Source organism: Litoreibacter albidus (assembly GCF_900107015.1).
GTDB classification, from domain to species: Bacteria; Pseudomonadota; Alphaproteobacteria; order Rhodobacterales; family Rhodobacteraceae; genus Litoreibacter; species Litoreibacter albidus.
Genome location: NZ_FNOI01000001.1, coordinates 255,008 through 269,650, shown reverse-complemented (window position 1 = coordinate 269,650; position 14,643 = coordinate 255,008). Strand labels below are relative to the sequence as shown.

The window sequence follows — 14,643 nt, the reverse complement described above, 5'->3', positions numbered from 1 at the left end:
TCGCGCCGCCATTTGGAGCAGGACCATGGGTTTAAAACTAGCCGCAATTGCCGTTGTGATCGGGTGTTCAGCCAGCGCCGCATGGGCTGGCCCTATTGAGCGGGCCTGTCTGAAATCGGACCGCAAGGCCGCCTCGCGCCCCTTGTGCAACTGCGTACAGCAAGTTGCCGACCTGACGCTCAGCTCTGGCGACCAGCGGCTTGCCGCGACGTTCTTCTCCGACCCGCACCGCGCGCAGGTCATCCGCCAGTCGGACAACACCAACCACGAGAAGTTTTGGAAGCGCTACAAGGAGTTCGGCTCTAACGCGGCGACCTACTGTCGCTCTGTCAGAAGCTGAGAAACCAGCGCGTCTGCGCAGCCCTCAACCATGGAAATCACCGGATCGAACTTGCCCGTGTAATACGGGTCAGGCACTTCTGACGGACCGTCTGGCGGGCCGAAAGACGACAGCAACACGACCGGCGTAGTAGAGCCCGGCGGACGCAATGCCTCAATATCCTGGCGATTCGTCTCGTCCATGGCCACGATCAAGTCGGAGGTTTCGAAGTCTACGACGCTCACGCCGCGGGCGACCTGCCCTTCGATAGAGTAGCCCTTGAGGCGTGCTGCCACGATAGCCCGCGCATCGGGTGGCTCCCCGATGTGCCAACCGCCTGTGGCAGCGCTGTCAACGATCACATCAAGCCCTGCGTCTTTCGACTTGGCTTTGAAAATGCCCTCCGCCAACGGCGAACGGCATATGTTGCCTAAACAGACAAACAATACACTCTTCTTCACTATAGTAGCTCCCCAGCTATCCCAAAACAGTGAAGTACTTATCGCCATGTATCAAGGGTTAAGGCCGTATGTGAGCCAAAACACTATGAAACCCCTTGGTTGCATTGCGAAAGGGGCAGCATTTCTGCCGCCCCTCTCCGTCTAATCGCGCATTCGATTGGTATCAGCTATCGCTTGCAGAACCGTGCTTCGCGCCGTGACCGTTCCCATGGCCTTCGCCATGTCCTTCGTCGTGGCCTTTACCATGCTTCATGCCGTGACCTTCTTTTGGCTGACGCTCCAGATCAACAGGCACCATGACCTCCATCTCGCCCGCCCTCTCGAAGGTCAGGGTCACAGGAACTGTCGCGCCCTGCTCAAACGGGCCGTTCAGTCCCATCATCATCACGTGTTTTCCGCCGCGCTGCATCTCGATCATCTCGCCCGCCATGACGGGGAAACCTTCTTCCACATGGGTCATCTTCATGACACCATCATTCTCCATGTGGGTGTGAAGCTCCACACGTTTTGCCGCTGGTGACGCGACCCCAATCAAGCGGTCATCCGTGTCGGTCATGTTCTTCAGCGTGATAAACGCCGCGCCGGTTTTGGCGTTGGCGCTGGCACTGCGCGCGTAAGAATCGGTGACCTTAAAGGCCATGTCGCCAGCAAAGGCGGCGGTAGACAGGGTGGCTGCAAGAACTGCCGCGGAAATGAGTTTGATAGACATGTAATATGCCCTTTCGTCTGTATGATTGTCTGTGTGGTAGAGGGAGTTCGGACAGATCAACCAACAGGCGGGGCGCGCACGTTCAACGCCCCCTTGGCGCGACGCACATAGGGCTGGCTCCTCAGGGGCGTCACCTGATCCAACTGGCGAAGCCCCCCCGACAGCATGACCAGTGGCGCGGGCGCCCCCGCAGCCAAGGTCATCACATTACATTCGGGGCAGATCGGCGCTGGATCGACCCGCTCACCGTTGGCGTCGACAAGAATCGTATGCAAACCAACGCCGGTGCAGATCACCATCGCCTGCGCACCCACATCACGATCCCGCATCACTGCCATGGTGCCAGTCGTGGCAACCATAGTGATCACAAGGATCATGGCAAAGAGGCGACGCAAGAAGATCATGGGCTACCAATACGGATCAGGGACGACAGAGCCAATATGTCAAATCGTCTCTCACGCAACCTTGTTCCAGATCAAACGAAAACGGCCCCGCTCTTTCCAGAGCGGGGCCGCTTCAAACTTGATTACGCGCTAGTTCAAGCTTCTGCTTGGGCTTTCGCGATGTCTTTCTTGACTTTGAGTGCCTTAGTGGACAGCTCGGCATCTTTCGACTTCGCCATAAAGCTATCGAGGCCACCACGGTGGTCCACTGTGCGCAGAGCAGCAGCAGAGATGCGGAATTTGAAGCCGCGACCCAAGGTCTCGGACAGCAAAGTCACGTCATTAAGGTTCGGCAGAAACCGACGACGAGTACGGTTTTTAGCGTGGCTGACATTGTTGCCGACCATCGGGCCTTTGCCAGTGAGTTCACAGACGCGCGACATATGCGTTTCCTTCCGGTCTTAAACAAGTGAAGGCACCGCACGTGCGATGCCCTGAATTCGGTCTGCGTGGAATAGGCGCAGATTCTTGGAGGGTCAAGTGCAGAATGGCCCTTTCTACAAGGGAAACGCCGTGTTTTTGCCTTTGCACCACCATTGGGCGGGAGTCCGCACCGATTCCGGACGGAATCGCGTGCAAATTGTCCCTATGACAGGCGATCCAGCATCCGCGCCGCGGCCCGATCTGGCGACACGACCCCCTCCGCCACCTCCGCTGCGAGGTCTTGCATGGCGGCGGAGGCGTCCTTGTCGGCGTCGATCCGCGCCAACAGCCCCGTTCGCACCGCCTGCTCGAACCAATGCACCCCCTGCGCTTGACGCCGCGCATCCCAATGACCGTGCGCCTTGCGCCAATCGCTCAGGGTTTGCATGTCCTGCCACGCGTCCTCCAGCCCCAACCCCGTCAGCGCGGAAACAATCCGCGCCTTTGGGAAGCCTTCAGGGTCTTGGGCCCTTTTGCGCAACAGACGCAGCGCGCCCGCGTAATCCGCTTGCGTGCGGGTGGCGGCGGCTTTCAAATCGCCATCCGCCTTGTTTACTAAAATCAGATCCGCAATCTCCATGATGCCGCGTTTGACGCCTTGCAACTCGTCCCCGCCAGCAGGGGCCAGCAGCAAAATAAACAGATCGGACATTTCCGCGACCATGGTTTCGGACTGCCCCACGCCCACGGTTTCGATCAGCACCACGTCGAATCCCGCCGCCTCGCACAGGGCGACAGCCTCACGGGTGCGGCGGGCCACCCCGCCCAGATGCGATTGCGACGGTGATGGCCGGATGAACGCGTTGGGGTCACGCGACAGCAGGTCCATGCGCGTCTTGTCCCCCAGAATAGAGCCGCCAGAACGGGTGGAACTGGGGTCAACTGCCAGCACAGCCACCCGCAGACCCTGACCTGTCAAATGCAGCCCGAAGCCCTCGATAAAGGTGGATTTCCCGACACCTGGCGTGCCGGACAGCCCAATGCGCAATGCTTGTTTTGCGCCCATGCGCAACGTGTCGATCAACGCCAGCGCCTCCGCGCGGTGATCCTCGCGCCCACTCTCAACAAGGGTAATGGCGCGTGCCAGCGCCCGCCGGTCACCGTGCCGTATCTTCTCGGCCATGTCTTCGATATGTTTCAAGGATGCGCGACCTTTCGCTTGTTTTCCCCTTGGGCTGGGGTGTTAACCGAGGGATCAAACACCAATATGCCCTGAGACGCATAAGTGATGCAACGAGGCTAGAATATGAAGCAGTTTATGAAGATTTTGGGCGTCTGCGCCCTGCCACTGACGCTAAGCGCCCCGCAAATGGCCGTAGCCGATGGCGCAACTGACGCGAATTTTTCAGTGTCCATCCGTGGCATTCCCGCCGGCAGCCTGACCGTAAAAGGCAAGGAAAGCGGCGGCGCATATTCTGCGTCTGGCGTGTTGCAAAGCGGCGGGCTGGTCGGCTTGGTGGCCAAGGTGAAATATACTGCCACCGCCAGCGGTCGGGTCAAAGGCAACCGGTTCAGCCCCGCGCGCTACGATGAGAAGGCGGACACCGGAAAACGCAAATCCGATTCCTCCATGACCTACAGCGGCGGCGTGCCCACCGTGTCTGACTACGAACCAAGCGCCAATGGCGTGAAGCCGTCGACGCAGAAAGGCACTGTCGACCCGATGACCGCGCTTTACGCTGCGTTCCGCGATGTGAACAAGGACGAGGTGTGCAAGCTGGATGTCAAAATGTTCGACGGCAAACGTGCGTCGCAGGTCAAACTGGCAAGCCCGCGCGCCGAGAAGGGCATGATCAAATGTGATGGCGAGTACCGCCGCCTTGCTGGTTTCTCGGCCGAGGACATGGCGGAGAAGGCACGGTTTCCGTTTAACCTCTATTACGCCAAAACCGACGACGGGCGCTACCGCGTGGAAAAAGTAGTGACCCAAACGCTGTTTGGTAACGCGGTGATGAAGCGGAAATAGACCTTCGCGCAATTGCACGTTAAGCGGGGGCATGAGCCTTCCGATTGAAGATGTAGTAGACGCCCTTGTTGGTCACATGACCGACGGGGGCGTTTGCGTTTTGCAGGCCCCACCCGGTGCAGGGAAAACCACGCGGGTGCCCTTGGCGCTGCTGGCGGCGGATGCGTTTGACGGGCGGCTGATCATGCTGGAACCCCGCCGCCTTGCCGCACGCGCCGCGGCGGAGCGCATGGCCCAGACTTTGGGCGAACCCGTGGGCCAAACCGTGGGCTACCGGATGCGCGGTGAGGCGAAGGTGTCGAAAGCCACCCGCGTTGAGGTCGTGACCGAAGGCATCCTGACCCGCATGATCCAAAGTGATCCGGAACTCTCCGGCGTGGGTTGCGTGGTGTTTGACGAATTTCATGAGCGGTCTTTGAATGGCGACCTGGGGCTGGCCTTGGTGTGGGAAGCCCGCGAGGCCCTGCGCCCCGACCTGAAGCTGATGGTCATGTCCGCCACCCTAGACGCGGCCCCCGTCGCCGCCCTTCTGGGCGACGCGCCTGTGGTCACATCCGACGGGCGGGCTCATCCGGTGGAAACCCGCTGGCTGGACCGCCCCTTGCATAAAGACGTGCGTTTCGAGGCGGCAGCGGCTGATCTGGTGAACCAAGCCGTGCGGGAGACGACGGGCGGCGTTTTGGTATTCCTTCCCGGCGAAGGGGAAATCCGGCGCGTGATGAACGGCATAGACGTGCCCAAAGGCGCGGTGGTGCGCCCGCTGTTCGGCGCGCTACCGTTTAAGAAGCAACGCGCGGCGATCGCGCCAGAAGACGGCGTGCGCAAGATCGTGCTGGCGACTTCTATCGCGGAGACCTCCCTCACCATCGAAGATGTGCGGGTCGTCGTGGACGCAGGGCGCGCAAGGCGCGCGCGGTTCGATCCGGGATCGGGCATGTCGCGGCTAGTGACGGAGAGAGTATCCCGCGCAGAAGCCACCCAGCGTCAAGGCCGCGCGGGGCGCGTCCAGCCGGGCGTGTGCTACCGGATGTGGACCCGCGCCGAGGAAGGCGCGTTGCCCGCCTTCCCCCCAGCCGAAATAGAGGCCGCCGATCTCACAGGGTTGGCGCTTGAACTGGCCAACTGGGGTGCGGCTCCTGACGAGTTGGCGTTCCTCACCCCGCCGCCGGATGCCGCCTTCGGCGAGGCGGTGGCACTGCTGGAAATGCTGGGTGCCTTGCATGACGGTCGGATCACAGACCACGGCAAAGCGCTGGCCGCGATGCCGCTGCACCCGCGCCTTGGGCATATGTTGGCGAAATCCGGCACCGCTGGCCCAGCACTCGCTGCCTTGCTGGCGGAACGCGACCCCTTGGGGCGCGGCGCAGGGACTGACATCGCCACGCGGGTGAAACTGCTAGGCGGCGCGGTGCCGCCCCATGCCAACCGCGGTGTGGTGGAACGGGTGCGTGCGGAGGCCAAGCGCCTCAAGCGGTTCGCAGGGACCACCGACCGCAGCTTGGGCGAGATGGCCGCCCTCGCCTATCCCGACCGCATCGGGCTCCGCCGCGCGGGCAAGGACGCGCGGTATGTTTTGTCGGGCGGCAAGGGCGCGGTGATCGATGCCGCCGACAGCTTGGCAGGGCAGCGGCTGGTGGTGGCGCTAGATCTCGACGGCGACGCTCGCGAGGCCCGCGTGCGATTGGCCGCGGCGATCACGGAGGGCGAGTTACGCGCGCTCTACGCCGACAAAATCCAATGGGTCGAGCTGTGCGAGTGGTCCAAACGCGACCGCAAAGTCTTGGCCCGCAGGCAGGAACGGTTCGGCGCTTTAACGCTGGACGACCGCATGTGGAAAGACGCTGCCCCCGATCACATCGCGCAAGCAATGCTTACGGGCGTGCGCCAGCTGGGATTGACGTCCCTGAACTGGTCTAAGCCCGCCAAATACCTGCGCGCACGGGTACAGTATATGCGCGAGGGGCTGCCAGACTGGTCTGACGACGGCTTGCTCGCCAGCTTGGAAGACTGGCTCTTGCCGTATCTCGGCGGCGTACGCTCGGCGGAAGACCTGAAAAGCGTCAACATCGCGGAGGCCCTTCGCGCCGCGTTGAGTTGGGACCAGATGCAAGCATTGGACGCGGGCGCGCCCGCCAAATTCACCACGCCGTTGGGCCGCGATCTGGCGCTGGACTATGCGGACGGTGCACCTGCGCTGGAAGTGCGCTTGCAAGAAATGTTCGGCGTGACAACGCATCCGCGCACAGGACCGGACCGCCTGCCCTTGAAAATCACACTGCTTTCGCCCGCCTCTAAGCCGGTACAGGTCACCACCGATTTGCCCGGTTTTTGGGCTGGCTCCTACGCCGACGTGCGCAAGGATATGCGCGCGCGCTACCCGCGCCACCCGTGGCCGGAAGACCCGACCGTGGCCGACCCGACCCTGCGCGCCAAACCGCGCGGCACCTAAGCGGGCTGGACAGCGCAGCCGCGACCGCTAGTGTCTGTCGGGACAAAACTCGGAGGCCCGCATCATGACACTCGCCAACAGCAAATTCGGCACAGCTCAACCCGTAAAGCGGCGCGAGGACACGCGGTTCTTAACCGGTGACGGGCGCTATCTGGACGACACAGCCCCAGCCAATGCTCTCTATGCCTACGTCTTTCGCTCCTCCGTCGCGCATGCGGAAATCACCACGCTTGATGTCAGCGATGCAGAGGCCGCAGAGGGCGTCCACATGGTACTGACCGCCGACAGGTTTGAAGCTGCGGGCGGCACCAACAAGATGAACGGCGCGATTAACACCAACCGCGACGGCAGCAGCGGCGCCGCCCCCCTTCGTCCTGTGCTGGCCACGGGGCGCGTGCGTTTCGTCGGGGAGGCCATCGCGATGGTCATTGCCGACACACTGGAGCAAGCCAAAGACGCCGCCGAGCTGATCGAATTCGACTACGACGACCTCGATGTGCATATGGACGTGCAGGCGGGCGGCCCTGCCATCCACCCCGAAGCGCCCGACAACGTCGCCTACGATTGGGGCATCGGCGACGCGGACAAGACCGAAGCCGCGTTTAAAGCCGCAGCTTTCACCACCAAAGTCGAAATCGACGACAACCGGATCATCGCCAACTCGATGGAGCCGCGCGGCTGCTGGGCCGCGATGGAAGATGGCCGTCTGCACGTCGAGTTCTCTAGCCAAGGCGTTTGGGGGCTGAAGGGCTCCTTGGCGTCGACACTGGGCTTGGACAAAGAAGACGTGCATGTAACCACGCCCGACGTCGGTGGCGGGTTCGGCATGAAAAGCTTCGACTACCCCGAATATTTCCTCGTCGCGCAGGCCGCACGCACGCTGGGGCGCCCCGTGCGCTGGCAGGCGGAGCGCACGGAATCCATGCTGTCGGACAATGCCGGCCGCGATCTGGTGTCCGTGGCGGAGCTGGCCTTCGACGAGAACCACAAGATCACCGGCTACCGCGTCAACGCGGTCAGCAACATGGGGGCCTACAACTCCGGCTACGCGCAGTTTATCCAAAGCGATCTAGCGGCCAAGGTTCTGATGGGCGTGTACGACGTGCAAGCGGCGTATTTCTCCAACCAAGGCATCTACACCAACACCACCCAAGTCGACGCGTATCGCGGCGCGGGACGGCCCGAGGCTATTTATGTGCTGGAACGCGCTATTGATTATGCGGCGCGCGCGCTTGGCGTTGATGCGCTGGAGTTACGCCGCAAGAACTTCATCCCCGCAGATCAGTTCCCCTACACCTCCGTCACCGGAGAGCTGTATGACGTGGGCGACTTTCACAAAGTTCTGACCCGCACAGAGCAGGAAGCCGACATCGCGGGCTTCACCGACCGCAAAGCGGCCTCCGCGAAGCACGGCAAACTGCGCGGACTTGGGGTGTGCTACTACATTGAGAGCATCCTAGGCAGCCCCGACGAGACCGCACATGTAGAGTTCGCAGATACGGGCCGCGTTAACCTTTACGTAGGCACCCAAAGCAACGGTCAAGGGCATGAGACCGTTTATGCCCAGATGCTGCATGAATATACCGGCATCGACATTGACCTGATCGACATCATCCAAGGGGATAGCGATAAAATCGCCAAGGGCGGTGGCACTGGCGGGTCCCGCTCTGTCACGACGCAAGGCACCGCCAACAAGGCCGTGGCGCTAAAGGCCATCGACAGCTTCGCCCCCTTCGTGGCCGAACAATTGGGGGTGCAGGAGGTGGCATTCGACGACGGATCGTTCCGCGCAGATGGCTCCAACACCGTCATGACCCTGATCGAGGCCGCGAATGCGGCGCGGGACGCGGGGCGCGACGACTTGCTCAACATCTCCGCCAGCACCACGCTGCCGGGGCGGTCCTACCCCAACGGCTGCCATGTGGCTGAGGTAGAGGTCGACGCCGACACTGGCGTGACGGAGGTGGTGAAGTACACCGTAGTTGACGACTTTGGCGTTCTGATGAACCCGATGATGGCCGAAGGTCAGGTACATGGCGGCGTGGTGCAGGGCATCGGCCAAGCGATCAGCGAGCATGTCGTCTTTGACGACGACGGCCAACTTTTGACCGCCACTTTCATGGATTACGGCATGCCCCGTGCCTCCGATATGCCCATGATCGCCTTCCACTCGGAACCCGTGCCTTCCACGGCCAATGTGCTGGGGATGAAAGGCTGCGGCGAGGCGGGCACCGTGGGGGCGCTGGCGGCGGTGGCCAACGGCGCGCTGGATGCCATGTGGGAGCGCGGCGTGCGCAAGGCCGACATGCCCTTCACCCCGCAACGCGTGTGGCAAATGTTAAGCAACGCCTAAGCGCACGCCAAGCAGCGCGCGCTGTAACGTGATAGTAACCACCGCCGAACGATTATGTGAAACCCATTGACTGGCAGGACAGGTTAGTTCCCCCTAATGTGGGGACAGGTGCTTAATTGGAGCGAGTAACGTGCGTTGGTATAAGGGATTAGAAAGGCTCGGCGGATACATCCGCCCGATGTCTAACCGCCTAAAATCCCTCGTAGGCTTTGGCCCTGCCCCCCGCTCGGTCCACCCCAAGGGAACGCGCGGGCCTGTCACCCACGTGATCATCCTCGACGGCACCATGTCCACGCTGGAGCGTGGCTACGAAACCCACGCTGGCACGACCTTCCGGCTGTTGTCGGAAATGGCCCCGAACAAGGCCGTGTCCCTAAAATACGAGGCGGGCATTCAGTGGCAAGGGCTGCGCCGCGCCATTGATGTGATGGCGGGCGTCGGTATCAACCGCCAGATCCGCAACGCCTACGGCTTTATCGCGTCGCGCTACCGCCCGGGTGACCGGATCTTTTTGTTTGGCTATTCGCGCGGGGCTTACGCCGTGCGCAGCCTTGCGGGGGTGATCGACCAGATCGGCCTGTTGCGCGCGGACTGCGCCACCGAACGCAACGTCCGCCAAGCCTACCGCCATTACCGCCGCAGCCCCTCCTCTGACGCCAGCAAGGCGTTTCGCAAACAGTTCTGCCACGCGGACGCAACGATCGAGATGATCGGCATTTGGGACACCGTGCGCGCCTTGGGGTTCCGTGCCCCGTTTTTGTGGCGCTTCTCCCCTGTGGAGCACGAGTTTCACAGCCATTCACTTGGTTGTTCGGTCAAGCACGGATACCACGCGCTGGCCCTGAACGAGACCCGACGTGTGTTCGAGCCGGTGCTGTGGCAAAGCCGCGAGGGATACGAGGGGGTGCTGGAGCAGGTTTGGTTCAAAGGCGCACATGGTGATATCGGCGGGCACCTTATGGGCTACGATGCGGCGCGTCCCCTCGCAAACATCCCGCTGGTCTGGATGCTGGAGAAGGCCGAGGACTGCGGCCTACCCCTGCCGGACGGCTGGCGCGCCCGCTTCCCACGTGACGTGGATGCGCCCTCTGTGGGAACATGGCGCCAGTGGGGCAAGCTGTTTTGGCAGCGCCGCGCCCGCGTTGTGGGCCGCGACCCGTCGGAGCGGTTGCACCCCAGCGTCGTGAACAGCCCGCAAGGCTTCGTGCCTGCGTCCAAGGCACAGATCAAAGCGTCCGGCCCTCCCTGACCCGCGACTACAGCACCGTGCGCACGCGCCACAATTCGGGGAACAACTCGACCTCCAACATGCGTTTCAGGTAACTAACGCCCCCCGTCCCGCCAGTCCCCCGTTTAAAGCCGATCACCCGCTCTACCGTGGTGACGTGGTTAAAGCGCCAGCGGCGGAAGTAATCCTCAAAGTCCACCAGCTTCTCGGCCAACTCGTACAGCGCCCAATGCGCCTCAGGGTCGCGGTAGACCGTGGCCCATGCCTGCATCACACCCTCGTCGAAGTCGTGGCTCCCTGCGATGTCGCGCTCCAAAAACGCCTGCGGCACCGCCACCCCGCCCCGCGCCAAGGCCCGCACGGCCTCATCATACAAAGACGGCTGCGCCAGCTCCGCCTCGATCTTCGCCATTATGTCCGCGCGATGCGCGTGGGGCGTGATCATCGCGGGGTTGCGGTTGCCGACAGAAAATTCAATCAGCCGGTATTGCCAAGACTGAAAGCCTGACGATTGGCCCAAGTCGTCGCGAAAGGCGGTGTATTCGCTTGGCGTCATCGTGCGCAGCACGTCCCACGCATTGTTCAACTGCTCGAATATCTTCGCCACACGGCTGAGCATCTTGAACGCCGGTTGCAATTGATCCGCCCGAATACTGGCCCGCGCCGCCGCGATCTCATGCAGGGCCAACCGCATCCATAGCTCCGAGGTCTGGTGCTGGATAATAAATAGCATCTCGTCGTGGGTGTCGGTCAGGCAGTCCTGCGCACCCAGAACGAGGTCCAGCTTGAGGTAGTCGTTATACGACATGCGCCCGTCAAAACGCATCTGCGCGCCCTCTCGCGCCGGATCATAGGGGGTATCCGCGGTCATTCTCTTGTGCTCCCGAAATATGCTGGTGGGCGCACCCTACCCCGTGGCCTGGGCAGCGCAACCGGCGTGCTGCGCCCAAAGCCGTCAGAATACGCCCGATCAACCCTTTTCGCGCCCGTCTTGGCGCGGTAAGACCTGCGTAACTCCAAAAAGGGGACCGATATCATGGCCATGGAAAAGACATTTAACGCATCTGAGGCCGAAAGCCGCCTCTACGACGCTTGGGAAAAAGCCGGCTGCTTCACCGCTGGTGCAAACGCCAAGCGCGCCGAAACCTTCAGCATCATGATCCCGCCCCCGAACGTCACTGGCGTTTTGCACATGGGCCACGCCTTCAACAACACGCTGCAAGATGTGTTGATCCGCTGGAAGCGCATGCAAGGGTTCGACACCCTCTGGCAACCCGGCACCGACCACGCGGGTATTGCCACGCAGATGGTGGTGGAACGCAAGCTCTCTGAGAACGGCGAACCGAAGCGCACCGAGCTGGGCCGCGAAAAGTTTCTAGAGAAAGTCTGGGACTGGAAGGCCGAGTCCGGTAGCACAATCGTTGATCAGCTCAAGCGCCTTGGGGCGTCCTGCGATTGGTCGCGGGAGGCTTTCACCATGTCCGGCGCGCCCGGAGCGCCCGACGATGCGCAGGGTAACTTCCACGACGCCGTGATCAAAGTCTTCGTTGAGATGTACAACAAAGGCCTGATTTACCGCGGCAAACGGCTGGTCAACTGGGATCCGCATTTCGAGACCGCGATCTCTGATCTGGAAGTCGAAAACATTGAGACGCCAGGCCACATGTGGCACTTCAAGTACCCGCTGGCCGGTGGCGAAACCTATGAATACATCGAGCGTGACGAAGACGGAAATGTCACACTGCGCGAGACCCGCGACTATATTTCCATCGCCACCACACGCCCCGAGACCATGCTGGGCGACGGTGCTGTTGCGGTTCATCCGTCAGATGAGCGTTACGCCTCAATCGTCGGAAAACTTTGTGAAATTCCGGTTGGCCCGAAAGAGCTGCGCCGCCTGATCCCGATCATCACAGACGAATATCCAGACAAGGATTTCGGCTCCGGCGCGGTGAAAATCACCGGCGCGCATGACTTCAACGACTACCAAGTCGCCAAGCGCGGCGGCATCCCGATGTACAACCTGATGGACACCAAGGCCGCCATGCGCGCGGACGGCAAGCCCTACGCCGAAGAGGCCGCCGTGGCCCAAGCAATTGCCAATGGCGAGCAGGACTTCGACGAGGCTATGATCGCCGCGATGAACATGGTGCCCGAAGCCTACCGCGGCATGGACCGTTTCGAGGCGCGCAAAGCTGTGGTGAAAGATATCACCGACGAAGGCTTGGCCGTCATGGTCAGCGTGCCCGTCATCGACGAGGAAACCGGCGAAGAAAGCTCCAAGCTGGTGCCTTACGTCGAGAGCAAACCGATCATGCAGCCCTACGGCGACCGCTCCAAAGTGGTGATCGAGCCGATGCTGACGGACCAATGGTTTGTGGAGACCGACAAAATCGTCGGCCCCGCGCTGGATGCGGTGCGCAATGGCGACGTCAAAATCATGCCCGAGAGCGGCGAGAAGGTCTATTACAACTGGCTCGACAACATCGAGCCATGGTGCATCTCACGCCAGCTTTGGTGGGGTCACCAGATTCCGGTCTGGTATGGTTTTGATCTAAACGCCGCTGGCTTCAAAGATGACGAAGGTGACGGCGACCTGGATGCCGTAGAATTGGGTCGCATCCTGAACAACGACGCCATTGCTGCGAACCCTGACGTGCATCACTGTGCGACGGAATTCGACGGCGTGACCAACCAGTTCGGCGACATCCTCGCCAAGCTACCCACCCCACTGAACCACGCCCGCCCTGTTGAGGTCACGGATCGCGCCGACGCGCTGCATCAGTTCGCCGCTGGCTTGGCGGAATATAGCGTCACGCAAGACCCCACTAAGCTGGTCTACCCAATCTGGCGCGACGCCGATGTGCTGGACACTTGGTTCTCCTCTGGCCTCTGGCCCATTGGCACGCTCGGCTGGCCCGAAGACACCGAAGCGCTGCAAAAGTACTTTCCAACCTCCACGTTGATTACAGGCCAAGACATCCTGTTCTTCTGGGTGGCGCGGATGATGATGATGCAACTGGCCGTCGTGGACCAAATCCCATTCGACACGGTCTACCTGCACGGCCTCGTGCGCGACGCCAAGGGCAAGAAAATGTCGAAATCCACCGGCAACGTGATCGACCCGCTGGAAATCATCAATGAGTACGGCGCCGACGCGCTCCGCTTTACCAACACGGCGATGGCATCCCTTGGGGGGGTGCTCAAAATCGACATGCAACGCATCGCGGGCTACCGCAACTTTGGCACCAAACTCTGGAATGCCGTCCGCTTCGCGGAAATGAACGGGGTGTACGCTGGGTCCGACGCTTCGCCAACGCAACGCCGAGCACCTGCAGACCTCGAATTTACGGTTAACAAGTGGATCGTGGGTGAGACCGCCAAAGTCCGCATGGACGTAGATGCAGCGCTGGAGGCCTACCGCTTCAACGACGCCGCAGACGCGCTTTACAAGTTCGTTTGGGGCAAGGTCTGCGACTGGTATGTGGAGTTCTCGAAGCCGTTGCTGCTGGATGGTACAGAGGCGCAAAAGGCCGAAACCCGCGCGACTATGGCATGGGTTCTCGACCAATGCATGATCCTGCTGCACCCGATAATGCCCTTCATCACCGAAGAGCTTTGGGGCGAGACGGCCAAACGCGACGGTATGTTGGTGCATGAGGACTGGCCGACTTACGGCGCTGACCTCATCGACGGAACTGCGGACACGGAAATGAATTGGGTCATCTCCCTGATCGACGCCGTCCGCTCTGCACGCGGTGAAATGAACGTCCCCGCGGGCCTCAGGGTGCCGCTGGTGCAGGTCGATCTGGATGGCGCAGGCCGCACGGCCTTTGAAAACAACGAAGCACTGATCCTCAAGCTCGCCCGCATCGACGACGTCACGGAAGCTGCGGCGCCGAAAGGCTCGATCACTATACCTGTGTCCGGCGGCAACTTCGCTTTGCCCCTTGCTGGCATCATCGACGTCGACGCGGAAAAAGCACGCCTAGAAAAAACTCTGGGCAAGCTTGCCAAAGAGCTAGGCGGGCTGCGCGGCAGGTTGAACAACCCCAAATTCGCCCAAAGCGCCCCCGCTGATGTTGTTGAGGAGGCCCGCGAAAACCTCGCAGCACGCGAGGACGAAGAAGGGAAGATCAAAGCCGCACTCGCGCGATTGGCTGAACTGGACTAAGCGCCCTTGTTTCCATTTGGTCCCAAATACTCATGAGACGCCGCCTGCATCGGGCGGAAAGATTTGAGTATTTTAACCAAATGGAAACGGGAATCGTGGCTCTCTAGAGGTCCGGTAC

12 protein-coding genes are annotated in these 14,643 nt (G+C 61.4%); 6 read left to right on the top strand and 6 right to left on the bottom strand.

Features of this window, described 5'->3' with window-relative positions; translation table 11 throughout:
* Nucleotides 1-25: 25 nt before the first annotated feature.
* Entirely contained in the window at nucleotides 26-340 is a 315-nt protein-coding gene (locus tag BLW66_RS01380; RefSeq protein WP_089945609.1) for a hypothetical protein, read from the top strand.
* Here BLW66_RS01380 and BLW66_RS01375 read toward each other — a convergent pair.
* The 5 genes from BLW66_RS01375 to meaB form a co-directional block, all read right to left on the bottom strand.
* Complete coding sequence (locus tag BLW66_RS01375) at nucleotides 316-780, bottom strand: low molecular weight protein-tyrosine-phosphatase (RefSeq protein ID WP_089943864.1); 465 nt, start codon at nucleotides 778-780, stop codon at nucleotides 316-318. The genes BLW66_RS01380 and BLW66_RS01375 overlap by 25 nt on opposite strands.
* 163 nt (nucleotides 781-943) lie before the next feature.
* The gene (locus BLW66_RS01370) at nucleotides 944-1,489 is read right to left on the bottom strand and encodes a copper chaperone PCu(A)C (RefSeq protein WP_089943861.1); all 546 of its coding nucleotides are present in this window, start codon (nucleotides 1,487-1,489) and stop codon (nucleotides 944-946) included.
* Nucleotides 1,490-1,545: 56 nt separating this feature from the next.
* On the bottom strand, nucleotides 1,546-1,893 hold the full coding sequence (locus BLW66_RS01365) for a hypothetical protein (protein ID WP_089943858.1): 348 nt from the start codon (nucleotides 1,891-1,893) through the stop codon (nucleotides 1,546-1,548).
* 134 nt (nucleotides 1,894-2,027) lie between these two features.
* A complete protein-coding gene (gene rpmB / locus BLW66_RS01360; protein WP_089943854.1) occupies nucleotides 2,028-2,315 on the bottom strand; it encodes a 50S ribosomal protein L28 in 288 nt (95 codons plus the stop codon).
* 203 nt (nucleotides 2,316-2,518) lie between these two features.
* Nucleotides 2,519-3,496, bottom strand: a complete 978-nt coding sequence (gene meaB / locus BLW66_RS01355; RefSeq protein ID WP_280140657.1) for a methylmalonyl Co-A mutase-associated GTPase MeaB — start codon at nucleotides 3,494-3,496, stop codon at nucleotides 2,519-2,521.
* Between the two features lie 105 nt (nucleotides 3,497-3,601).
* On the opposite strand from meaB, the gene BLW66_RS01350 reads away from it, so the two are divergent.
* The 4 genes from BLW66_RS01350 to BLW66_RS01335 all read left to right on the top strand — a co-directional run bounded on the left by BLW66_RS01350 (nucleotide 3,602) and on the right by BLW66_RS01335 (nucleotide 10,372).
* Nucleotides 3,602-4,321, top strand: a complete 720-nt coding sequence (locus BLW66_RS01350; RefSeq protein WP_089943850.1) for a DUF3108 domain-containing protein — start codon at nucleotides 3,602-3,604, stop codon at nucleotides 4,319-4,321.
* A gap of 31 nt (nucleotides 4,322-4,352) precedes the next feature.
* Nucleotides 4,353-6,770 carry an ATP-dependent helicase HrpB gene (hrpB, locus tag BLW66_RS01345; protein WP_089943847.1) on the top strand — a complete coding sequence of 806 codons (2,418 nt, stop codon included), beginning with the start codon at nucleotides 4,353-4,355 and terminating at the stop codon, nucleotides 6,768-6,770.
* A gap of 64 nt (nucleotides 6,771-6,834) precedes the next feature.
* Entirely contained in the window at nucleotides 6,835-9,123 is a 2,289-nt protein-coding gene (locus BLW66_RS01340) for a xanthine dehydrogenase family protein molybdopterin-binding subunit (protein ID WP_089943843.1), read from the top strand.
* A gap of 178 nt (nucleotides 9,124-9,301) precedes the next feature.
* Nucleotides 9,302-10,372, top strand: coding sequence for a DUF2235 domain-containing protein (locus BLW66_RS01335; RefSeq protein WP_089943840.1), 1,071 nt, complete (start codon nucleotides 9,302-9,304; stop codon nucleotides 10,370-10,372).
* A 7-nt stretch (nucleotides 10,373-10,379) separates the two neighbouring features.
* Here BLW66_RS01335 and kynA read toward each other — a convergent pair whose 3' ends face one another.
* Nucleotides 10,380-11,222: a tryptophan 2,3-dioxygenase gene (gene kynA, locus BLW66_RS01330; protein ID WP_089943837.1), complete on the bottom strand. Its 843-nt coding sequence runs from the start codon at nucleotides 11,220-11,222 to the stop codon at nucleotides 10,380-10,382.
* 165 nt (nucleotides 11,223-11,387) lie between these two features.
* On the opposite strand from kynA, the gene BLW66_RS01325 reads away from it, so the two are divergent.
* Nucleotides 11,388-14,525, top strand: a complete 3,138-nt coding sequence (locus BLW66_RS01325; protein ID WP_089943834.1) for a valine--tRNA ligase — start codon at nucleotides 11,388-11,390, stop codon at nucleotides 14,523-14,525.
* Nucleotides 14,526-14,643: the final 118 nt, after the last annotated feature.